This is a genomic window from Pirellulales bacterium, from assembly GCA_036499395.1.
In the GTDB taxonomy this organism is placed as follows: Bacteria; Planctomycetota; Planctomycetia; order Pirellulales; family JACPPG01; genus JACPPG01.
Genome location: DASYDW010000055.1, coordinates 1 through 23,278, shown reverse-complemented (window position 1 = coordinate 23,278; position 23,278 = coordinate 1). Strand labels below are relative to the sequence as shown.

The 23,278-nt window shown below is 54.1% G+C and carries 20 protein-coding genes and 1 tRNA gene; 13 read left to right on the top strand and 8 right to left on the bottom strand.

Going from position 1 to position 23,278, the window contains the following annotated elements; translation table 11 throughout:
- The 5 genes from VGN12_08025 to VGN12_08005 form a co-directional block, all read right to left on the bottom strand.
- On the bottom strand, positions 1 to 216 hold a 216-nt coding region (locus VGN12_08025), incomplete at its 3' end, for a hypothetical protein (protein HEY4309383.1).
- 824 nt (positions 217 to 1,040) lie between these two features.
- The gene (locus VGN12_08020) at positions 1,041 to 2,543 is read right to left on the bottom strand and encodes a PEP-CTERM sorting domain-containing protein (protein HEY4309382.1); all 1,503 of its coding nucleotides are present in this window, start codon (positions 2,541 to 2,543) and stop codon (positions 1,041 to 1,043) included.
- A gap of 179 nt (positions 2,544 to 2,722) precedes the next feature.
- Positions 2,723 to 3,067, bottom strand: a complete 345-nt coding sequence (locus tag VGN12_08015; GenBank protein ID HEY4309381.1) for a LuxR C-terminal-related transcriptional regulator — start codon at positions 3,065 to 3,067, stop codon at positions 2,723 to 2,725.
- Between the two features lie 490 nt (positions 3,068 to 3,557).
- Positions 3,558 to 3,725: a hypothetical protein gene (locus VGN12_08010; protein ID HEY4309380.1), complete on the bottom strand. Its 168-nt coding sequence runs from the start codon at positions 3,723 to 3,725 to the stop codon at positions 3,558 to 3,560.
- A 73-nt stretch (positions 3,726 to 3,798) separates the two neighbouring features.
- Positions 3,799 to 4,701: a zincin-like metallopeptidase domain-containing protein gene (locus VGN12_08005; GenBank protein ID HEY4309379.1), complete on the bottom strand. Its 903-nt coding sequence runs from the start codon at positions 4,699 to 4,701 to the stop codon at positions 3,799 to 3,801.
- A gap of 503 nt (positions 4,702 to 5,204) precedes the next feature.
- On the opposite strand from VGN12_08005, the gene VGN12_08000 reads away from it, so the two are divergent.
- Together VGN12_08000 and VGN12_07995 are read left to right on the top strand one after the other, a co-directional pair.
- Entirely contained in the window at positions 5,205 to 5,411 is a 207-nt protein-coding gene (locus VGN12_08000) for a hypothetical protein (GenBank protein HEY4309378.1), read from the top strand.
- Positions 5,412 to 5,500: 89 nt separating this feature from the next.
- A complete protein-coding gene (locus VGN12_07995; protein ID HEY4309377.1) occupies positions 5,501 to 5,797 on the top strand; it encodes a hypothetical protein in 297 nt (98 codons plus the stop codon).
- A gap of 449 nt (positions 5,798 to 6,246) precedes the next feature.
- Here the strand turns inward: VGN12_07995 and VGN12_07990 are convergent, their stop codons facing one another.
- Positions 6,247 to 7,137: an ABC transporter permease subunit gene (locus VGN12_07990; GenBank protein HEY4309376.1), complete on the bottom strand. Its 891-nt coding sequence runs from the start codon at positions 7,135 to 7,137 to the stop codon at positions 6,247 to 6,249.
- Between the two features lie 850 nt (positions 7,138 to 7,987).
- On the opposite strand from VGN12_07990, the gene VGN12_07985 reads away from it, so the two are divergent.
- The 10 genes from VGN12_07985 to VGN12_07940 all read left to right on the top strand — a co-directional run bounded on the left by VGN12_07985 (position 7,988) and on the right by VGN12_07940 (position 21,118).
- Positions 7,988 to 9,415 carry an MBOAT family O-acyltransferase gene (locus VGN12_07985; protein ID HEY4309375.1) on the top strand — a complete coding sequence of 476 codons (1,428 nt, stop codon included), beginning with the start codon at positions 7,988 to 7,990 and terminating at the stop codon, positions 9,413 to 9,415.
- Positions 9,416 to 9,557: 142 nt separating this feature from the next.
- Positions 9,558 to 10,817: a beta-ketoacyl-[acyl-carrier-protein] synthase family protein gene (locus VGN12_07980; GenBank protein ID HEY4309374.1), complete on the top strand. Its 1,260-nt coding sequence runs from the start codon at positions 9,558 to 9,560 to the stop codon at positions 10,815 to 10,817.
- A complete protein-coding gene (locus VGN12_07975) occupies positions 10,814 to 11,083 on the top strand; it encodes a phosphopantetheine-binding protein (protein HEY4309373.1) in 270 nt (89 codons plus the stop codon). Before VGN12_07980 ends, VGN12_07975 begins: the two co-directional genes overlap by 4 nt.
- Before the next feature lie 276 nt (positions 11,084 to 11,359).
- Entirely contained in the window at positions 11,360 to 12,139 is a 780-nt protein-coding gene (locus VGN12_07970) for a hypothetical protein (protein HEY4309372.1), read from the top strand.
- 245 nt (positions 12,140 to 12,384) lie between these two features.
- The gene (locus tag VGN12_07965) at positions 12,385 to 13,518 is read left to right on the top strand and encodes a DUF1559 domain-containing protein (GenBank protein ID HEY4309371.1); all 1,134 of its coding nucleotides are present in this window, start codon (positions 12,385 to 12,387) and stop codon (positions 13,516 to 13,518) included.
- 1,244 nt (positions 13,519 to 14,762) lie between these two features.
- Positions 14,763 to 15,665, top strand: a complete 903-nt coding sequence (locus VGN12_07960) for a hypothetical protein (GenBank protein ID HEY4309370.1) — start codon at positions 14,763 to 14,765, stop codon at positions 15,663 to 15,665.
- Between the two features lie 922 nt (positions 15,666 to 16,587).
- Complete coding sequence (locus VGN12_07955; GenBank protein ID HEY4309369.1) at positions 16,588 to 17,259, top strand: cysteine peptidase family C39 domain-containing protein; 672 nt, start codon at positions 16,588 to 16,590, stop codon at positions 17,257 to 17,259.
- Between the two features lie 492 nt (positions 17,260 to 17,751).
- On the top strand, positions 17,752 to 18,267 hold the full coding sequence (locus VGN12_07950) for a cysteine peptidase family C39 domain-containing protein (protein HEY4309368.1): 516 nt from the start codon (positions 17,752 to 17,754) through the stop codon (positions 18,265 to 18,267).
- A gap of 1,031 nt (positions 18,268 to 19,298) precedes the next feature.
- Positions 19,299 to 20,000 carry a hypothetical protein gene (locus VGN12_07945; GenBank protein HEY4309367.1) on the top strand — a complete coding sequence of 234 codons (702 nt, stop codon included), beginning with the start codon at positions 19,299 to 19,301 and terminating at the stop codon, positions 19,998 to 20,000.
- Between the two features lie 503 nt (positions 20,001 to 20,503).
- Positions 20,504 to 21,118: a hypothetical protein gene (locus VGN12_07940; protein HEY4309366.1), complete on the top strand. Its 615-nt coding sequence runs from the start codon at positions 20,504 to 20,506 to the stop codon at positions 21,116 to 21,118.
- 112 nt (positions 21,119 to 21,230) lie between these two features.
- On the opposite strand, the gene VGN12_07935 is transcribed toward VGN12_07940, so the two are convergent.
- Positions 21,231 to 21,317 (bottom strand) — tRNA-Leu (locus tag VGN12_07935).
- 62 nt (positions 21,318 to 21,379) lie between these two features.
- Positions 21,380 to 22,555: a site-specific integrase gene (locus tag VGN12_07930; GenBank protein ID HEY4309365.1), complete on the bottom strand. Its 1,176-nt coding sequence runs from the start codon at positions 22,553 to 22,555 to the stop codon at positions 21,380 to 21,382.
- Positions 22,556 to 22,886: 331 nt separating this feature from the next.
- Between VGN12_07930 and VGN12_07925 the strand changes: the two genes are divergently transcribed.
- Positions 22,887 to 23,278: ORF6N domain-containing protein (locus VGN12_07925; GenBank protein ID HEY4309364.1), on the top strand; the 392-nt coding region annotated here is incomplete at its 3' end.

Sequence of the window (23,278 nt, the reverse complement as noted above, 5' to 3'; positions counted from 1 at the left end):
GTCGACTTCACCGTTGAGCGTCAGGCCGCCAACGATGGTCGCGTAAGGATCGTTGTACGGCAACGCTTGCGTTCCATCGACTACCGTTCCTGACGCGATCGTTACACCCGACAACGTTCCGCCCGAACTGGTCAGCGTCAGACCTTGGCCTCCTGATCCGGGCAGAACGGTGGCTCCGCTCAACTTACCGCCGGCGAGCGTAAATACGTTATCCACCTCAACGGACGTCGCAACATTAAGCGAGCCACCCGATATTGTGACTGCATTAGTCGAGCGCAAACTATGAATGGAATCGCTTCCAGAAGAATGCGTAACAACGGCATTTCCGGCGATGCTAATTGTAACATCGTCGGTGACCCCGGGCACTGCGCCGGTACTCCAATTGAGCTTATTGCTCCAGTTGTTATCCCCTCCGGCGCCCGTCCAACTCACTGCACTCAATAGCCATCGCGACTCAAGCGCCTCGCTAAGAAGCCTACGCTGTCTTGAAAAAAATGCACACTTTTGCCATTGCCGCCCAATCTGCCGCCGCCCACGGTGACCTTTTGGCATGAATCACTTTCCGCCTTTTGAGAAAGGTCCGCGAACTTCGCGGCCTGTGAAAGGACATTTACAATCTTCACACGAGGACTAGCGCGCCAATATTATGGTGCTTCGGATGTCTAAACGTCAATGTCTAAAGAAAATAACCAAGCACAAATGGCGTATGCGCAACGTCGCGTTTTCGGACACAATTTTCATAAATTTAATATTTCGGATCCCACCGCCGGCTCGCATTGCCCGTTACCTCGTTCAAGCCTTCAACATGCTCAATCTCCGAAAAATGGCACGTCTCCAGGCCAGCCAGGGTTCGAACAATCTGCGAGGACGGCCTGATTAGTTTTCACTAGAATGCCTTGTCGTGAAGAGGAACTGTACCGATCGCGTGCCCCATGCATAGAACCCTACGAGCGGCATTTTGCGTAACACGCCAGAAGTAAACGTCGCGTGCCGGCATTGACCGACACGCGACGCCACGGTCCCCGTAGCAGAGAAGAGCCCTACCCGGCTTTTCTGCGCAGGATCGCAAAAATCAGCAACCCACAGCCGCCGATGCCGACTAAGGCTATCGATGCCGGCTCGGGTACCGCTGTAATAATGCGTATCTCGTCCAGGCTCACCTGCGTGCTAAGAAGCACGCTCACCGTGCGGTCGTCTGGGCTGAAAGTGATGCCGTCGAAGGTGTTGAAACCCTGCTGGCCGACGGCCAATTCTAGCCCGCGATCGGTTTCGGTAACGGGATAGAACGTCGACGAGAGTCCGAGTTGGCTGTCCGAGCTATTCAAGCTCGATGTCAGGATTTCGATGCCGAGGATCGGTGTGCTGAACGTCACCGAACCAGATAACGCCGTTGGCTGGGCCGGAACTCCGACGGGATCGAAATGCAATAACGTACTCGCGACATGGGTGCCGGCGGGAATTACGCCCGGCGTGAGATTGAGAGAGGCGGAGGACGGCACCGACGAAGGCACGGAAATGTCCACCGCGAGAGCACTCTTCAGCTGGACATTACTCTGCTCGGCGATCACCTGGATGGCGGAGTTGCTCTCGTAGGCCCCGAGCCGCAGATCTCCTGGCATCGGCGAGAGATTTAAGGTGCCGGTCGTAGAGATGACAGTCGGTGCTTCTGGCACAACGGCAATGGCCACCGGTTGATGCAATCCGCTCACGAGTTCCTGGTTTATCGCTTGGCCGCCAGTGCTGTAAGCGCCAATTCGCCCCTGATCCTCATTTGCCACGTACATCGTTGATCCCGAGACGGTTATGGCTTCGCCAGGATCAAAGGTTAAATACGGATTCACGAGCGTCCCGCCGGTCGTATACTCGCTCACGGTAATCAACATTGGGTTTGAGACGAGTAGATTTGAACCGGATACTGCCAAGCTGGTCGCCCCAAATTGGTCCGTAATTAACGCGGGATTTACCGTTGCGCCTGAGGTCGTGTATTCACCCACCGTTCCATTCTGAAAGCCAAGAACGTAAATATCGTTGCCGGATACGGCGATGGCCGAGGGCTCGTCCAATCCCGAGACGAGCGACGCATTAACAAGGGCTCCCGAAGCGGTGTACTCGCGAATGGTGCCATCCTTGCTGCCGACGGGCCCTGCACCGGCATCCGTTACGAACAGGTTGCCTCCCGAGACGGCAATTCGGACGGGGGCTGTCAGGCCGGTAATCAGAGAGGGATTGATCGCCTGCCCCGAGGTGGTGTATTCGCCGATCGTACCCGTCGCGCCATTGAGCACGAAGATGTCCCCGCCGGAGACGGCGAGACTTTGCGGGTTGCCGAGACCGGTGATGAGCGCTGCGTTGATAGTTGCGCCCAAGGTCGTGTATTCACCGATCGTTCCCGTCGCGTTGTCGGCAACAAAAATCTGCCCGTATGTCACGTTCGGAATCAAGCTCGCAATCGCCGTGACGAAAATCATTGCCGACAAAAAACCGCCGGTTGCCTTAATCATGAAAAACCCCTCTTGGTGTGATGGCGTGGAAAAACGTCGCACTCCCTGCATCGCTAGCGCAGCGAAGTGCAGACAGGCGACCAAAAAACGGAAGTCGTGGCGTTGATGTGAGTGCCACGAATGCGGAATGCGCCGCTCGCGAGAGCATAGACCGAGCTAACAGCAAAGCGCTCGGTCCTGATCGGATTGAGTTACTAGCGGCGCGAGGTGAAGGTCATTAGCTACTTGGCGTGGTTGTCTGAGGGACGCCCCGCATGAAGACAGGGGTAACGTTTCGGTTCGCTGATGTTGCGAAACGTCCAGAACACTCGGTAGGCCAGCCCCATGCGGTCAGGCACGGCCAAACGCTGCTTCATCTCTTCGAGATACGTGCGAACGGTCGAATAGCTGATGTCGAGGGTCGCTGCGATTTCCTTGTCTTTGCGACTTTGCAAAATAAGTCCCATGATCTCCGCCTGGCGCGGTGACAGCGCCAGGCGGCGCATGATTGTGGTCCACTCGTCCTTGCCGAATAACGGTGGAATCGAGGCTTCATGTCGCACGTTTTCTGCAGGGCGTGCGGCCATGAAGGAATTCCGGGCTCACCGACAATCAAGCATTCGGTACGAGGTAAACGCAACATTGTCGCCCCCCAAAGGTCGAAGCCAAGGATAGAGAGTCATCTCGCGGCTGTGCATCGGTGTTTTCGCGGTCCTCATTTTCGCGGGGGGCGAAATTCGACATGCTGCCGGAATGCCGCGAAGGTTTGATAGACAACGCTGATCCGATTCGTTGCTCCGATCCGCCTGGCAATGTCTTCCAAATGGCTGCGGACAGTCGAAGGGCGAATGCCGAGCGTGCTTGCGATTTCTTTGTCTGATCGTGCCTGGATGACAAACCCCACGATTTCCGCCTGTCGCGGCGACAGCAGCAACGCCTGCACGACCTTCTGCCATTCAGGTGGACTGAATAGCGGTGGTCTGCTGGGATCGTCGCGCGCAGGGGTAGTATGTCGTGCGGCCATCGAGACAAAACACGCGGAAGATTCAAAGGCAAGAAACCGACGTGAGCTGATACTCAATCGCTTGATGGCTGGTGGGCCGTGACTTCGTGATCGTCGTAGTCGAATGTGACGCCACACTCGTCACAGCCGGCGACGTTCCAAGGGTCGGTACGATCGGAGCCGACGGCGTTATCGGGAATCTCGACCTGCGATCCGCATTCAGGACAGGTGACGTAAAACATGGCAGTGACTCCGTGATGGATTCGAAGAGTGAGAGACGCCCGACCGCCGGCAGATGGCCGGGCTGGATGCGAGTCAGACGAGCGGCTGCGGTTGCAAGCCATGCAGGTAGTCAACGGCCCGGCTCGCCAGTGAGGCCGCTGTAAAGACTGCCTTCTTGTCGTTGCGAAGCACGCTCAGCCAGCTTTGGATATAGGCTGCGTGGTCATCGCGAACTTCGGGCGTGATCTGCAAATCCGCACACAGAAACGCCGCTCCCAGTTCCGCCACTAATTCCTCGACGGCGTAACCTTCGTCGCCGAATCTCTTACGGCCGAGATCGCGGTTGAGCCGTGACGGGTGCCGCGTCCAGTGCGTGATTTCATGGGCCAACGTTGCCGCGTGCGATTCGGCATCGCGGAACGTTTCCAACGGCGGCATCCGCACGTAGTCCGCCACAACGGCGTAATAAGCCCGATTCCCGCCGTAACGAATATCTGCCCTGGTATTGGCAAAAAACCGTTCGGCCTGCTCGATGCGTTCGATCTTCTCCTTGGGCGTTTCAGCCAGTTGGTAGAATCGCTGCGGCAAGCCCTCAATTTGCTCGGCATTGAAGACCGTGTATTGCTTGAGGAACGGTATCTCCTGCTCGATTTCCGCCCCATCGTCGGCGGTGTCGGTCTTCTTGAACGTGCTCGCATAGACCACGGGCAATCCGTGCTCGCCTTTTTTGACGAAGCCACCCAGCTCCTTGGCCTGCTGGAACGTCAGAAAGAACGGACAAGAAAACCCGCGTAGCTCAGACTCCATCCAGAGCGTGATGACGTTGATGCCCTTGTAGGCCTCTCCGTTATGCCGCAGCGGTCGCGTAATGCGTCCGGCGGCATACTCCGCTTTCCACGGTTGCATCCAGGGCCGCACACCTCGCTCAAGCTGTTCGACGATCGTGGAGGTAACGCGGCTGTACACATCGGTGCGTGTGGTGTTGGCAGTAGTCATGGTCTGGAACTCCCTCTGAGATTGAAAAAACCCGGTGCATCAAAAGCACATGCTTTTGGGCAACGGGGGCGAAGCGCCCAAAAGTCAGGGGGAGGGCAGTCAAGGACGACCGCCGGTGGGAGGCGCCAGCCTGCACAAGCGCTAGCGCGGAAGGTGGGAGGGAAACCGGAAGGCGGTCGCGTGGCTCCGATCCTTGACGGCCCGGGGGATGTGCCCCCTAGCTCGGTCTCGCGAGAAGCACGTCTTCAGCCACCGTCAGGTGACCGTTTAAGGCCGCAGGCCGACGCACCAGCGGGCGGAAGGGGCCAATGCGTCCGATGAGGACCGGAGTAAAACGCAGCCCGAGAAGCACGCGGTCGCCCAACGGCGAGGTGCCATATAGTTGTTTCATTGAATAGAACGACGAGCATATTCAAGTGCGGTAGACATTTACAGTGCTACAACCTAGAAGACTATTTGCTACACTTATTATTAATGCATTCTCAACATGCAGAAGTTTTACAATGACGGAAGACAACGGTGCGCGGCTGGAGTACGAACAGAAGTTTGGTGAATTCATACGCCTCTGCGCAGACAAGGACGCAGAGGTCGTTGCCATACATCATCCAGAAGTACTCGGCGACACGTATGGCGGGATGGTGGAGAGTCTTAACCGGCTCGCGGACGCCGAGAAGGTCTTGACGATCGTTCCGCGCCGTGAGCGCGGCTAGGGCCGTCATGCACTTCGTTTGGGCGTGGAATTGATCCGTTTATGGAAATGGGCGAACTTGCTTGAGGAGAAATGATGGCACGTCGTAAGATGAGCAAGTCGGCGAAGATTCGCGAGACCTTCAAGGCACTCGGCGCGGAGGCGCGTTCGAAGGACGTGATCTCTGCGCTGGCTGCGAAGAGGATCAAGGTATCGGCCGCTCAAGTAAGCAACGTAAAAGCCGGTCTGAAGGACCAGGATAAACAGAAAAGACAAGGCAGCCGCGGCCGTAAGGCTCGAAACGTGGTCGCGATTGCGGACCTTCAGGCGGCAAACAAGTTCGTCAAGACGCTCGGCTCCCTCAAGAGGGCCGAAATGGCGCTGAGTGCGTTAGCCCAGTTCCGGTAATGTTTACTAGTAACGTTTGAACATCGAAGTCGAGACGAGAAACGCCAGGGAAGTGGCACTCGCGTGTTCTTCGGTTACTTTCGCTTAATGTTCCTTGCCGGATAGTCGGATGTGATCCGATGATTATTACCAGCTGGCTTTGCGGAATCCGCGCGGCGACATGCGGAGCTGTCGTCACGAATGAGGCCGTCTGCAACCAATGTCCCTTTGCGCGCCGTCTCCACAAGGTCGTCGAAACACAGAGGACCGAATTCCTGGTCAACGATTGGAACCACTACTGAGCACTCATCACTTCCGTCCCGGGGAAAAGTATGTTCACTGGCAATACAGTTATTGTGACGATAACAAGTGCAGTTCGTAATTAGCCACTATTTGCTCTACGACGTTTTGCCCTATCGTCTCAAATCGTTCAAACAAGACGCTGGCAGTTGGCATTTGTTTCAAGATTTTTACTCCGTGATATCCACCGCCCGTACCCGTCGCACGAGCGCCAATAAGCAAAGCTCGCATATCGTTCCTAGCAGCAACGCTGCATTAACAGCCTGCTCGTGCTCTGAGGAGCCGCTGAACGCTCCAAAGCACAGCTTGCCAATCAGGCGAACATCAATCCAGGGGTCGATCAGTCGCCAATTGTCGTTATCTGTCGCGTCACTCAAGAATGAGCCCAACCGCCCGAACATTACGAAAATCGTCGCCCACGTAATTGCAATTGGCGCCATGCGTTGCAAGTATGCCGAGATTGTCATTAGCGGAATGCTCAACACGACGCAAAGCGCTAACCCATAAGCCAACACCGATGGCACGACATCCCAATGTTCTTTCCAATATTCAATTGATGACGTCAAGATCCCGAACTCGACGAAAAGCAAAAGCGCCGGTATGGTCGTCAATAAAGAGACTATCACGCTAATTGCCAACAATTTCCCTATGATATAATGACGGCGATCAATGCGCTTCGATAGGTAGAAGGGCATCGATTTCATATGGAAGTCGGAGCCCACGAGCAAGCTCCCAGAAAACGCCAGCAAGATCATCACTACTGCGCTTTGCTGCTGCATGAAGCGAATGTAGCCGAGTTCTCCTCCTGACTCGGTCTTGGGGTTGAAGCCGAACCATTGGAAAATGTCCTTTTGTGCTTCGAGAGGCAGCCGCGCTTGAGTCAGTACATATATGATGCTCCAATACAAAAGGAAGTGAAACACGCCTAAAGCGATAACCAACCAATAAGACTTGCGGCGAAACACCTGCAAGAGGCCAACTCGAACAATGGCCAGTATGGCGTACCATGGCGATTTTAACTTTCCTTGCCATCCATAATAATGTGCGTTGCTAATTCCCATTGTTCGGCTTCTGTCGTTGGGGCATGAACAACTATTGTTAGATGCGTCTAATGTAACAGACCTCGGAGCAGCTCGTAACCCACTGAACTGCACCCCATGAACACCGGCGTTTGAGTTAACGTTTCGTTTCCCTTTGTTTTCGGCCGTGGTCAGCGAACTGAAGAGTGGAAGCGGAAAACTCCGGGATAGGGCCTCGGCTGTTAGTCTAACGAGTTATGCGGTTTAAGGTGATGTATTCCGGTCGCCAATGCTCGATCAAGACTTTTGCCTCAAGGAATTCTATTGAAGCCGATTTCCCCTTTCTGGCATCTGGAGGCGCTTAGCCTGGTCGTTCCGCGTACTGGGTATCCCTCCTCCGGCGGATAGGACATGCGCGCGCAAACAGCACAGAAATGCATCTCCGAAACAGGCCTGGATGCCGAACCAGAACGTATACAAGTGTCCACAATCCTTGGTGTTCGGAGCGGCCCTTGTGCTCAATTTCGAGCATCAAATTGTGAGGATCCGGGTCCGTTGCCTAGAAGTCAATTGCTAACTTGCGGTAAATCGACTCAAGCGAGCGCGCCGCCGGCCTTTGAAGTCGTTTTATACGTAATTGCAGCCAGACCTTCCCGTTACGTTCCGAGTCGCGGAGGGGAAGCTGGGCTCTAAGGGAGGTCGCGACAGGCCGCTGACATGGAACAATCGCTGCTAACTACTTTAACGTTACAAAAGCGTTACCTAAGTGCCTTTGGGAAGAGCCCTGACAAGGCATGCCTATTTCAACGTAAAGCCGAGTACAATCTGGGCCTTGACCTGAGAGGATCAAACTGGTTGGTCTCTTCTAGCGCTACTAAGTAGACGGATGCATATGCAATTCAATTCGCTTGTTTTCGTTATCTTCTTCTTAGTTATCCTTGGAATTCATTACCTTCCGCTACCAACATTAGTGCGCCGCTGCAATCTTCTAGTAGCTAGTTACCTTTATTATGCCGCCTGGAATCCTCGTTATATTCCTCTTTTATTCTTTGTTACTTCTACAAATTGGTGGGCTGCCAAATGGATTAACCGACTCGAAGGAGTTTGGTCGAGGCGGACCGTGCTTTGGGGAAATATCGCACTCAACCTTGGCCTGCTCGGGGCATTCAAGTACGGCAACGAAGGAATAGCCCTCTGGTCAACAGTTGCAACACGTCTAGGCATCCCGGCGCCCCTGGTCTCACCAAGTATTCTCTTGCCGGTCGGCCTCTCGTTTTTTACGTTTCAAGCGCTGTCATATACGATCGACGTCTATCGTCGAACGCTTCGTCCTGCCAGTTCGGCGTTGGATTTCTCGATATTCGTGTCATTCTTTCCGGTGTTATTGGCTGGACCTTTGCTTCGTGCCGGTCCGTTCCTGCCGGCCTGTTGCCGACCTCGAAGGGCAACGCCCGAAGAGCTTGGTTGGGGAGCTGCTCTATTTACGCTGGGCCTCTTCATGAAAGTTGTTCTCGCCGATCAGTTCTTGTTTCCCGTCGTACGCAAAGTGTTCGATTCGCAGGTCTCGCCCACGGCGCTTGCGGGCTGGATGGGAACGATGGCATTTGCGGGCCAGGATTATTGCGATTTCGCCGGCTATTCGACGTGCGCGATGGGGCTGGCGGCATGTCTTGGGTTCACAGTACCCGAGAATTTTCGGGCCCCCTTGAGCTCGATCGGTTTTCGTGATCTATGGCAGCGGTGGCACATCACACTTGTCGCGTGGATGCGCGATTACGTCTTTTTGTCACTCGGCGGAGTTTACAAAGGCTACTCGCGCGCGGCCCTGAATGTGATGATAGTAATGATCCTGATCGGATTATGGCACGGTGCTGCATGGACATACTTGATCTTTGGCATGCTGCACGGCGTCTACCTTATTGGCGAGGTGCTGCTGCTGCGCACGCCGCTACGTCGAATGCGACTCTGGAGTAACGCCGCCGGTAGCTTTCTATTATGGACAGCAACCATGTTTTTGTGCTGCATTGCCTTTGTGTTCTACCGTACGCCGGATTTGCGTGATGCGGGACGGCTCCTCGTTGCCATGTTCGGTATGTCGTCGCAAGGGCACAGCACCGCGCTTGATGATTACGAAATCTTGGTAGTTTCGGTTGTGCTCGAATCGTTGATCGCTGTGCATGCACTACGGCGGCACTTAGGATTGAGTGAGGTTGTTGCAAAACTTCCGTGGTGGGCTATCGCCTCAGGGTTGGGCCTGATGCTTTACGCCATTACCCTAAGTTCGGGCGAGGCCACAACATATCTGTATTTCAACTATTAAAGGTCAAGACCTGAGATTCGTAAACCATTGCATTTGCCAATATCGAACCTAGTCTGCTACAATTCATAATACAGTGTTAACTTAGGAATGCTTAAGTGGTTTGACTTGATTCTTCGTCGAACGTTGTAATTCGGATCTTTTTATGCGTGCCGAGCGCGAGGAAGTCGTAGTAACCGGAATGGGGGCGGTGACGCCATTTGGTGTTGGCGTTGACCATCTATGGGAGGGAGTGCGAGAGGGACGCAGTGCAGTAAAATGGCTGCGAATCTTGCCGAACCTCGATCCTGAAGTGTATCCGGTGCGTTATGCCGGAGAGCTTTGTGCTTTCTCTGTCGATGAGCACTTGCGTCGGCATTGCGAGGTGCGTGAAGAACGGAGCGTTCAAATGGGGCTGGTTGCCGCGCGCGAAGCACTACATCAAGCACAGCTTTTGGATGACGAGGATAGGCTCCTCCCCTCCGGCAATCGCATTGAAACAATAATTGGTTCTGGACATGGCGCTTGCTTTGAGTCCGAGGTAGGCTACGGGACGTTTTTTCAAAAGGGCGCTCGCGCTCTTCGGCCTACCACTGTTCCAAAGGCGATGTTCAATTCGCTTTCGTCGAATCTATCTATCTATTTTGGCATGACAGGTGGGAATCTCGTGATTGCGTCGGCATGCGCGTCGGCTGCTTCTGCCATTGGACTGGGCACCCTTATGATTCGCCACGGTTACGCGGACGTAGTGCTGGCAGGTGGCGCGGACTCTTGCCTCACACCAGCAATGTTCGCGTGCTGGACGAAGTTAAGGGTCATGGCGCAGCATGATGTTCCACAGAAGGCTTCGCGACCATTCGATGCGCATCGCAATGGTATGGTGTTGGGCGAGGGGGGGGCGATGCTTGTACTGGAATCGCGAAAAAGTGCTGAACGGCGCGCGGTCGAACCGCTTGGAAAGATTTGTGGCGTTGGCACCTCCAGTGACGCTCACCATATAACGTCTCCGACCCTACTTGGTCAGCGCACCGCTATCGGGCGTTGCTTGGCCGATGCGGGAATCTCGCCGGCAGAGGTCGATTATCTGAACGCCCATGGCACAGGCACAAGAGCCAACGATGAAACTGAGGGACAGGCAATCGTGGAAGTGTTCGGTCCGAGAGGGCCAGGACTACCCGTTAGCTCGACAAAATCGATGATTGGTCATTCTTTAGGGGCGTCGGGTGCTATCGAGTTGGTTGTCTGTATGCACGCCGCCCGAAACGAATTCGTTCCGCCAACGCTCAACTGCGATGAGCCGGAGCCCGCGGTGGGCGTCGACTTTGTGCCGAATACCGGGCGACCGCATCGAGTAAAATTCGCCATGTCTAATTCCTTTGCATTTGGCGGCAACAACGTATCACTGCTTACCCAGAGACTGCTATGAGCAAAGTGTCGCGCGAGGAAATCGTTGCTAGGCTCAGCAATGCCTTTGCTCGCGCTTCCAACGGCCGGGCAAAGTCGACAGCGTTGGATGACGACACCCGAATCATGGAGGACATTGGGTTATCATCACTTGACTTGCTCGAGTTGCGTTTTGAGATCGAAGAACTCTGCGGCGCCCCGATCTCTAATGACGAGGCGGCACGACTGCGTACTGTGGGCGACGTAATTAAGTTGATTCAAAAAGCTCATTTTCGAGCGTGCAGTTAGACTGCGCGGTGGCTCATGAATACTTCGTCTCCCTCGTCTGCGGCCGGGCGGTCGGATCCAACGCCGTGGGCTCTTGTGTGGACCGGTGCACTTCTACTGTTCGCTACTTTGGTTTTGGGAACGGAATCCGCTTGGCGAAGGCTGGGCTATTGTCCCGGCGTCCTTGATTCGCTTCCTCTGTGGAAGTATTGGTATGAGCGCGGCGTTCGCGGCGGATCGCAGACGATCATGATAATCGGGACCTCGCGCATTCAGGCCGGTATCTCAACACGCGCAATGCGCGAAGAATTGCCGAATTTCACCATCGCACAACTAGCGGTTTATGCATCCGGCAGCCCGATCGCTGTTCTAGCCGCACTCGCCAACGATGACCGTTTCCAGGGTACCGTTCTCGTCGATACCATTGAGCCGTTTTTATTCCGCCGCTTCTGGAACGACCAAAGGGCCCAAGCCGAGTGCAATTCGGGACCGCTCGAATACAGCGAAGCATGGATGTCCGCGGAAGTTCGCGATCATCTGGCAATCCGCACCGCAGAAACCGGCATCAAAGCGGTGTTTAAGCACTTTGTGACGACCGGGGCTATTTTAGTGCCGCTGAAAATTCGGATGTGCGCCGATCGCTCGCTTGAGTTCGACTATGAGGGACTACCAGGCCTTGAAAAGTTCAAAAATGAAAAGTTGCAATTGGCCACCATGCAGTACGAGGAATCGATCCCTGCGACACTTGAAGAATTCGATGCCGCCATCGACGTGGTTGAGGGTTACGTCCGCGCAATTCGGACGCGCGGCGGCCACGTCGTATTTCTGAGGATGCCCAGCTCTGGCGGGCGGCGCGAACTTGAGGACAAGTATCATCCCAAGGACAAGTACTGGCATCGGCTTGTCGCGGCGACGACCGGCGTCTGCATTCACTCCGACGACCTGCCGGGACTTCGTGGCGTCGCATGCCCCGACGATTCGCATCTCGACTACAGAGATGCCATCACGCTTACGCATGCCCTGATTGAGGAGCTCCTTCGCAGAAACGTAATCCAGAAGGAACGGCTGATGCGTTAAAGCAAGTCGCGATTGGCAGCAAGGCAATGTTTTGCAGAATATGTTATCGACATTCCGCTAAGGCGGATCGCATTTGGCACACTTCTACAGGCGCAATCCCGGAAGCGAACATGTTCAGACATGTTGACTTGGTCATTAATAGTAAATGATCGCTAATTCTGCACACATTTAACGAACGCAAGTCGATTAGCTGACGCGTTAGATTGAAGCCTGTAGAACGGCATTGATGGATTGCAACCTTTCCAGTGAAGAACTTGATTTCTATTCTGGCAACACCGCTAGGCGGAGGTAATGTCGTGCGGGCAATCATGCGACGGTCAATGGTCGTTTCTTCGGCCGGCCTTACGCTCGTCGAGGTTCTTCTCGTCATTACGATCATCTCGCTTTTGGCAACGCTAAGCATCCCAGCGATTCAGTCTGCCCGTGAGGCCGCACGGCGGACCCAGTGCACGAGCAATATGCATCAGTTTGGACTCGCGTTTGCGGGAGTCGAATCGCAACAGTCCGCCTTTCCTTCGGCGTTGACTGCGCGAATCACGGGTCCTCTTACGGGAGACGCGACTTTGGAGGTCTATGCGTATATGGCCGATTTGCTGCCATTTTTGGATGCGCAACCGGTAGATGCTGCATATCGTCGCAAGGCGATCTTTTGTGCTGTAGAAAATGCGCCTGCGATTTCAACGATACTCAATTGCGCGCTTTGCCCATCCGCGCCTGATCGCGACCTGGTAACCACAGCAAGGTTTGTGCCATCTCAAGCAGTTAAGGAGGGAGTGCGAAACTATCCGTTGCTTTCAGGGGCCTTTGCCAAACTTGACCAAAAGTACTCGACAACATACGCAGCGGCTATAACGGATTATGCAATCCCCTTTAATGCGTCTAAAAATTTGGCGCAACGGCTTGGTTATAAGGTTGTTGATGGAGACTTCGTCGGACTCACGAGCATGTTTCCTCCGCCAATTAACAATTCGTTGGAAGCTGTTGCTAAAATGTCGCCGGTCCTTGCTGGCTCCGGGACGACCGAGCTTCAACGGCGGCTCAAGGCGAGCGACATCACGGATGGGCTAGCTCACACCTTTATGTTGACAGAGTCCGCCGGGCATCCGCAACGCTGGCAGAATGGCTCATGGACGGGGATAGGAGAACCGCTGGACGCCGCCTGGGCCAATCCGACTTCGGCCCTGGACATCGACAGTGTGAATGGCCCAAATGGCGTTTGCATAATGCAATGCGACAATTCTGGCGCGATTTACAGTTTTCACCCTACGGGTGTAAACTTTCTCTTCGCAGACGGCCATGTCGAGATGGTGTCGGCAGCAACAGATCCACGAGTAATCTTGGCTTGGCTATCGCCAAATCGGGCTGACGTGGCGCCATAGGGATGGGAAGACTTCTGGCCAATGGGTCGATATGCGATAGCTGCTTGGAAGCGATTCTGCACCTTAAGCCGTGATGAATGTCGTTGGCTGAGACGAGCACCCAGGCTTTTCGGGGCAGTTGGGGGAGTTGCGATCGCAGATGAGGGCGTTCCCGTCGTCATGTGTTCGACTGGGGGCCGACAGCGTTTCATAATAACAGATGTTGTGAGTCTCTTCTCGTGCATGTGGACGTTGGCGAACGGGCCAGCGTAATCCGGCACTACTAAGGATCTCGGCGTGTCGCTAATCACGCCCTTACGGCAGATTATTATCTTCTTCTGTACTTTATCTTCCCTTGTATGGCGTCGCAAATTACCAGCAGACTTAGATGAATGCATTGTCAGGTTACCTAAGGAACATAACGATAATGTAATGTATCGTCGCTCATTTGATATTGTCATATTGGGACCTGTATCCCATTTGGATTCATGACGTTACGTCAGTGTATCGATCGCAAAGAATGTACCATACACTGCAAGCGGTGTGCTTGCTATTCGATCCATATCTTGTTACAAATCTTCTGCCTGAAACCTTTGTGGTGCCACGCGTGGCAGAGTTAGCGTTTGAAGCAGCAGCCGACATTGGTTGATTTGCAAGCGACCTTTCTTAGTGATAGCGAATTATCCAGCCGTGCAAGCGGACATACGCTCGCTCGGAGTATAGAGTGCATAGTTCTGAATGCTTTCGACGGGGTCGTCGACGCCTGTCCCGAACACTCACCTAATGAACAGCAAGGGCGTCGAATCGCGTCTTCTAAACTTTGATGCCCCCTTCAATCCTATAGAACGTCAGGAATGGGAAACGAGGCCTCGTAGCAGCTGTCATGGACGGGCGCTCAGTGACTGGGGTGGACGATGGGTGAATCAGCCGGTGAGCTCAAAGGCAACTTACGAGGGGCGCGTAAGAGACGCTTGGTCGCAGGGATTCGTGAACGCATGTCATGCAAACGCCGCAGCTTAGCGGTCGGCGCGGGCGCTGGGCTGGTGGTCGCACTGCTTTGGGCTTCGTGGTATTTGTCCATTATGAGGGGGGCTTCGAGCGAGGCGCGGAACACAGGCGCGCTAACGTTAGAGACCCGAGTGCCTTTGCCGATTCGTCCGTTGGTCAGACCTTTATTCACGAGGGACTCGCCCGAGGCTACCTGCACCAATACGTTGCTCCAAGAGCCGCTCTTGGGGCCCCTCAACGTTTCCTACTGTTGCCACATGCTGCGACTGTGGGGTGTGCGAGACTTTCGCCATCCCCTTTTTAATTCTGGCGTTGAGGTGATACGTGCGCTCACCGATCACCGATTCTCTGAGAGAATCTTCGGTGAGCAAGTTTATTTGCAGACACGGAGTGGCCTTCGCTATCGTGAGATTGATACATACAGCCGGAGCACGCAAAATGGAGAGAACCATCGAGACATTTGTCTTGCTTCCTTCGCTGAACTAGGTCTCCCACTAACAACGCCGGTTACGATCCCAGATGGTTCACTCTCACTGCAGGATCTACTCCGAGATTCGATCGAAAACTTTGATATTAAACAAAGGGAATTGGCCTGGACAGCAATTGCCTACGTGTTGTACCTCGCGCCACACCAGGAATGGACCAATCGCTACGGGGAATCCTTCACCTTCGACGACTTGGCGAATGCGCTGATCCAAACACCTTTCCGTCAAGTGAGTTGCGGTGGTGCGCATTTATTATACGCGCAAACTATTCTCCGTCGCGTAGACTCCTTGACGATGTGTTTATCCGATTCGGTCCGGGAAGCGCTGATCCAGCACCTGAGAGAGGCCGTTATCGCGATAGTCGAATCGCAGCATGAAGAAGGGTACTGGACGTTGGAGTGGCACAATGCACTGAAACGGTCGTCCGACGCAAACGACGGCGCGTCGGGAAAAGAGCTGGAAGCTCGATTGGTCGCGACAGGGCACCTCCTAGAGTGGTTGGAGTTGCTGCCCGTGGAAGATCAGCCCTCTGCGGAAGTCTTCCGGCGGGCGGCCCGCTGGATCTGTGGGACGCTTGGACAAAATTTCCAGGAGGCCAAGAATCCAGATGGCTTTTGTCCTCGTGTACATGCCCTGTGCGCAGTGCGTGGATTGATTTGTGTAGAGTACGAATAGGTTTTTGAGCTGCCACTATGGCAGCCTGGGTTGTTTTGCCTCTTAACACGTAGGAGAAAAGGACAATGAAAGTACACACCCGCTTGCTTTTGGGATTCGGAGCAGTGGCAGTCCTGGCGTGCTCGCTGGTCTATCATGCTTCGGCCGCACTGCCAGGTACAGAGGTTCCTGGTTTCGTCGCCAGCACGCTACGTGGAGGAAAATGCTACACCGTCAGCGAGGCTCCGGTGCAGTGCAATTTTAATTCCACCGGATATTGTGATGCGCCCGTCAATTCAGAGCCTTGCACGGTTCAGACGGTTTTAGTCGCTGGAGGGGACGGGAACGATAACGTATCCACTCTCGAGTGCTGTGGGGTGTCGAGTTCAGGATGTGCTTCGGTAGACACTGTGAAGGTAAATAACTGCGGTAGCTAATAACAAGCCTACCGAGTGAAGCCGGGACAGACGAGCATGATGCTGGACTGAGCCATAACGCGTTGCATTCTCCGTTGTTGTAGGTGACTCGCACGTGCAGTGTGGTTTCATTAGCGCATGCTCGTTTGTTCCGAGTGATCGTTCGCCACGTTTCGGCAGGCGTCTCGAGCGACATCGCTGCGGTCAGGTGCCGGCGGCTTAGATATTTGTCGTAGCACATTTGGTGGCGATTGTTTTCGCAGTAGCCGACTGCCGCCGATACGCTACGCCTTGAATTTCAAAGCGAGGCGCGCAGCCACTTAATGGTCCCGATTGCGTACCGGGATCGACTGCCCTTGTGGCTGAAGGTAGTCATGACGGAGGTCGAGCTGTAGGGGGCGGCCCCGCCGAGGACCGGCTGTTCACATTCTCGACAGCGCCGTTCTCAACTGCTCGTAAATAAAAACCAATCTGTTGGCGCGCGAGTGACGTGACTTGCGCCTAATATCCCAAACGTGATTATGTCCATGCACAGGAATTTTGGGTTTATTGCCATACAGCGAGGATGGCTCGTAAAGCTGCTGCTTGTCGCAATTCTGCTGTGGCCTTGGTCTTCGGCCAGCGCAGCAACATTTGAAGGGCTAAAGCATTCGGCTTCGCCAGTAGAGTCTGGCTCATCCCTGGAGGCTGTCGATGAAGTTCTTCGCCAAGCCGTAATGTGTGGACCCAACAGTTTGTATATGTTATTGGCGTTGCACGATCTGCCCGTCGAGCATGCAGCGATCGAAAAGTACACTACGGCCGACCGGGAGGGGATTTCGCTTGACGAAATAAAGGACGCAACTAACGCTTTGGGATTGCGAACGCACGTAAGGTATTGCTCGCTCGAGGAGCTGCGTCGTACTTTTCGCTCGCCTATCCTTGTTCGTCTGCGCTACGGTATCCGACACCATTACGTGGTCATGATCGGCATGACCAGCGACACGGTAACTTTACTCGATGGGACGACCGGAGCTATGGAAAAGCATACGATTCCATGGCTGGAGGCAAGATGGTCCGGATATGTGTTAATGCCCGACGAGGGCCTTCCGATCTTGTGGCTCGGGTTGGGGATTTCTCTGTGCGCGTGGACACTGCTCGGAGTTTTCGGCCTGAAAAGGTTTATCCGTAAATCAGACTCTCGGGCTGCGCTCACCTAAGCAGGGCTATTCCTCGAGATCTGACTGACCTAGCACAAAGTCTAACCAGCACGCAATGGTGCGATCGATGCTTCGGCCTTTCGACCCCAAATCGGATAGGGATGGCTCGCGACGGTGTCGATCTCGGCTTGGATGTCCTGCCATCGCAGTAACTTGCGCAACGCTCAATGGTCGTACCCCTCGTCGGCCAGCAATGCTGCGGTTCTGTCCAAAGGGGAAATTTCAGTTGCATTCGCGATCACATGTAACTTACTTGTTGGCTCTACTGAGTTGTCCGAGGTAAAGTCGTTCGTAGCAGGAGCAAGAATGGCAGGATTAACAAGGGACTGGCGGGGACAATGGCCACCTACATTGTCTTCGATCCGAAGTTCATTCGGCCTGGTTGCCACCATAATGATTATGGTCATGGGCCCATTGCGTGGCCAGAATGCGCTCGCTCAGCTTCACGAGGTACAGGGAGTAGCAAGCCACAAAGGGCAAAATCGATTTCGTATGCCTGAGAACGACGCTATAAACTGCTTTTATCTCCAACTTCGCGTGCTGGGATACACGGAGAGCTACGAAAAGTTCCGCGAACAAATTGCCGATGATCCGAAGTCCCTAAGCCTTGCATCACTGGCAGATCTTGGCAGAAAGTTTGGCTTCCGGCTGATGGCGGCAAAAATGGATTTTGCCGAATTGGCCAGAGCCGATACGCCCGTAATCCTCTACTTTGAGGAAGGTGAGATTGGGCAGGGGCGGTTCCACCTCTTTCTTGGGATTTATGACAATGGGAGAAGTGTTTCCTTAATCAACGGAGCTTATGTCCTGCATCAGTATATGCCACGGGACGAATTTCGGCGCCATTGGACTGGGTACGCATTGACTGCCCGACCTTTTGCTTGGGGACTATGGCTCCGCCGCAGTCTCGCAGTTCTGATCGTTGTCGTCGTGGGGGCGTGCTCGCTTGTTGGGCTAAAAAGCTTGACGGGAGTTGGAGCCGCTACGCAGCAAGTTCCGCTGGGGTAGTAAGTGCACCAGGAAGTGACGCTCGAGTCATAAAAGGAGTGAAACGGAGGCACGCTTTCCGGCAGAAATCTTGCACTCTCCGTTGCCGACGAGGCAACATCAAATCCGGCCGAATTGATCATGGTTTCGGGGACCGTCCCTTTTGATTTGATCCATCGTGCATGTTAGAACTCACGTACGGTAAAGCCCGGAAAGGACTTTCAGCACAAAAGGACCGTCGACTCATGGCAACTCAGATCAACGAGATACTTCGTCAGCCGCCGTAGCCTTCTGGAAGAAGCCGAGCATTCCGGAGATCTGTGAGGCCTCGGAGGCAGTTCCCTAACACCAGGTTCTCATACAAACTGGTACACAGATCGGGGAACCCAAAATGCACTGAAAGGCAGAATTGCGAATATTGAATTTGGAGTTTCGTCATGCGGATCATTAGGGAGTTCAGCTCAGTTCGATTCGTACTGCTGGTAGGACTGCTTGGTATTGCCCTGGGAGCGGATAGCTCAAAGCAACTCGCAGCTAACGATACCGTTTTGCCGGAGCCAACCAGGCGTGGGCTTGAGCACATTGCGGAGTTGAAAACTTTCTCCGCGTCCTGGAGTCAGTATCAACGCCCGGGCGAGGTAACCCGGGCGAAACTAGGGTTGCCCCCGGTTGATCCCCAAGCTTTTTCCCATCTGACATCTTGCTATCTCGTGTGGCAAGACAGCAAGATGTATTGGCGGAATCATCGCGGCGAGGGCGAGTGGCAAGATGCCGGAGTCACCCACCGACAGGAAATCGCATTTGACGGTCGAACACTTGCGAGAGGGACTCCTAATAGACATTCGCCCAGCGTTGTATACGACCATGCGGACAAACTAGGTCCAAATGGGCACTATTTCCCCGTCATAGACTTTGAACGCTTGGGAATCCGGCTGCCGCACGGCCCCAAGGAATTCCTCTCAGCAAAACATCTAACCTCCCAAATCTTATTCCTTCTTGACCACGGGGGCGTTCTCCATTCCATCGAACCAAGCGAGATCGATGGGGACCCTGTGATCCGGATCGCTGTTTACGCCGAGAACCAGGATTGGCAAATCGCCCAAGACTTGGACTTGGTAGCGTTGGAGTCGATGCTTCGCCAAACTGGCAAAAAGAGCGATCAAGAAATCCGCGAATATATGGCGGGTATTAGGCGCGCAAATGAACTTATGCCCCGGGAATTGGATTATGCCTACTACTTAGACCCCGCTTTGGGTTGCGCCGTCCGGCGATTTCAGGAATTGACCAACGATGGGCGCCTTCGCGTACAATCGGACTGTACTAAGCACCAAAAGTTATCAGGGACTGAGGTTTGGCTGGCAAAAAATTGTGTGACTGCCTTTTACTGCTCGGATGGTCATTATCCCGGCCAGATTTTTGATGCGCCGCTCGTGACCCAGGTTATGGAAGTCTCTGAATTTAGCACAACACGAGTTCCCGAAGAGCTGTTCACTTTGCGGTATACAACCCCGGGGACAGACGTCATAGATGGGACTCTTCCCGGGAGTGAGTCTGGCGAACGGGTTAATTACCGAGTTCCTGCGAACCCAAATGACCTGGATCATGCGATTGAGGAAGCCCGAAAATCTTCTTTAGGGGGATCCAATCGGTGGAAGGGGCAAAAAGGCATCCGAATCGTTCTGATCGCCGGGAACGCGATTGCTTTAGTTGGGTTGCTCGTTTACCTCGTGATACGGCATCGACGAAATACATGAACCGACATGTGACATTAGACGCATTTCTGGCATCTAACTTGGCTCTCCTTGGGGCAATGTGCCTCCCGGACAACGGCCTGGCTGTGGAACAGCGATCTGCAACAATCACGCGTAAGGAGTTGGGTGAACGCCTCCACGAAGTGAATGCGCGGGTGCGCGCGTGGTATCTGGAGTATGAGTCGCCGCGGGAACGATCCACAGGGGAGCCATGTAGTTATGTGCATCGGGTAGTCGCTGCAAAGTTCCCCGATCGTTACTTTCACTGGGCCACCCACGGGTACCCGTTCCGCGATTGGCGTCGAGATCCCTTTCAGCAGAGGCTCGTTCTGTCGCCCGATAGATCTGTCATCGAGCGGCCGGGCCAGCGTCACTTCAAGTTCCTGCCCTTGAGATCCGATGATCCCTTGCCGGGGTCAATGCCCCATGAGATTCTTTTCGTTGCTCTGGGGTGGTGGCCATTCCCGACTCGGCCGCCTCCCGATTTAGGCGGCAACGGAGCCAGCGTGTTGCCGGCTATCGCGTCGTCTCCAAATTATGATGTTAACCCGTGGCAGGAACTACTCAACGATCGTTGGTGTCACATACTGGAGTTCCCAGGCCGCGATAAGTTGTGGCTGGACTGTGATCGTGGATGCGCCATTTTGGCGCGCGAGTTCTTTAATCGTGTCAAACAAAAACGTGTTCAACGAATCGAAACGTTCGAGCACCGCGAAATCCAGCCCGGAATCTGGGTACCTCAAGCCTTTCGGAACATGGTATTCGACCCCGATAAGTCGGAAGTACAAGGAAGCAACCTAGTGGCGTCCGTAGACACCGTCGTGAAGATCCTGGAAATACGGCTTAATGAGCAGGTTCATGACGACGTTTTTCATTTCGATCCGCTGCCTGGCAGCGTTCAAACCGTTGCCGACAATCTGATAGAGCAGGCCGTTCCAGGCGGTACAGAGTATCTGGATGAAGTAATCGATGGGATCAAACGTCAAATGAAGTATTCGGAAGATCCAGCGAGCCGCAAAGCTTCGATGGTCGAGGGTATAGTTGAATTCTGTATTATTGCTGTAGGAGCTATTATCTTTATCTGGTGCTCCGCTCGTAGGCGAATGGGGAGAGCCTCATGACGGCGCTTTCATATAGCCGGCGACAATCGGAACTCATTGCGCTTGATGACCAATTTAGGTGTTCATTTTCCATCGTCTACGCTCGGAACGCGGCGGGACTGATTCGAATCGTTGGTGCGGGCGGCCGGACTTGAACCGGCACTCCGTTGCCGAACCGAGATTTTAAGTCTCGTGCGTCTACCAGTTTCGCCACGCCCGCAAGCGACCAAGCTATAGCGAGTGCCGAGCCAATTGCCAACGAAAATCGGTCGGAATAACCAACTATGCGGTGGTGCCTTTGTGAACGGGACGCGAGCGCCGCACGTTAATGGCCGACGCATCGAGCGTCGTCTTGAGATGCGCCGCATAATAGGTCTCAATCATTTCGACGCTCGTGCGGCAGTTCTTGGCGATCTGGTAGATGTCGGCACCTTCCATCAGCCGTAGACAGATGTATGTGTGCCGCAAGCTGTAAGCCGTACGGCGGTTGCCGTCACGATCGAGTTTCAGCTTCAGCTCTGTCAGGATTGTATTGAACAGTTCGCGGTGGTTGCCGGGGAACAGTCGATCAGTGTGCTGGGGCTTATTTCTTGCACAGAGCCTGCGATAGGGCGCCACCGCACCAGGGGTGCTTTTGCAGTAACCGACCCCTCTCTTACCGCGCACCTCGATTTCCAGAATTACCTGGGCTGTGTCGCGATCTTGAACGATCTTGACGTCCCTGTGCTCAAGCCTAGCGGCTTCATCCGGCCGTAAGCCTGTGTTGGCCATGAACAGCACGTAGTCGTGTAATTGTTCGCATTCCCATCTCCAGCGGTTCTTGAGCGGATATTTCGCCCGCTGCCGCGTCGCCAGGTAAAGTTGTCGATATTCCTGGGGCGAAAACCAGGCACGATGAGTAATTTTGCCGGAGGTTCTGTAGGGAGACGAAAGATCGGGGACAAATTCGATCCAGCCATGTCTCTGAGCGGATTTCAAAACCTGACGTAGCGTCACAATCTCCTTGTGCAAAGTACTGCGGGAGGGACGCTTCGGCTCCTTCGTTTTCTTGTCCAAGCGGGACGTAGCACGATGCACGCGGTAATCCATTGCCGTAGCCGCCTTGATCTCGGCGACACGCATCGCGCCGAAGTAGGGGAGTAGGTGAACTCGCAAGTTCTTTTGGTGATCTGAAAGGCACGTCTCCGCGCGCTGGCCTTCGGTAATGACTTCGAACTCTTTGAGAAACTGTTCGGCCGCGAATGCAAAGGTCTTGCCGACCTTGAGCTCCCCCGCATGATGCTTGCCTTTCAGGCTAAAGAACCAATCCTCGGCGATTTCTTTGGCTCTGGAGAGGCTGTCGTCTTTGGTGCTGATACGCCAATTTCTGCCAGCAAGAAAGGTCGAGCACTGCCAGTGGCTGCTGTTAGGTCGCTTGTAGAGATGGAGCTTGCCTCCCAAGAGTGTGTGCTTTTCCATGGACCGCGATACTGTGTAAAGTGTGCAACGACTGCGCAAGGGGTATCACGGCTTCTGGTGGCAGTCAATTGATTTGTATCTCGTTGATTCGTCGTTAGGTTTAGTCGCTGTGGTTTTTAGCGTGGTGTGGTTTTAAGTCCCTTAAGCATGAACGCAAGTAATTGATCTCGGTGAAGAATTCTCTGTGCCAATACGGGATGTGTAAGAGAATGTGCAAGTCTACAGAGATCGACTGTAGAATTTGGCTCGTGGCGGCACTAGGTTTAGGTCCTGGTTGATGCAGCAATAAGTCATTGAATTTCTTTGGACAATTCCCACGGCGGCGGCCTATGTGCAAGAAACTGTGCAAATCCACAACAGCGTCTTGAAGAATCTGCATCATTCCGGAATTCCATTGTTATCGTACAAGGCAAATGCGCCGTGGCATTTGACCATTGCGATTCGGTGGGATAATGTCGCTCGCGAAATGAGAAGGCAGTCAAAAGCCAAAGTGCCAGCGGTTCATTTGCCGGCCGAACGGATCGCCCAGCGAATCATTATTGTTCGCGGGCATAAGGTGCTGCTCGATTTTGACCTAGCCGGGATATATGGCGTCGAAACTCGTACGCTGGTTCAAGCGGTTAAACGTAACGCCGCGAGATTCCCGCTAGACTTCATGTTTCAATTGACAGTACAAGAGCTTGCAAGTTGGAGATCACAATTTGTGATCTCCAATGTGGGCAG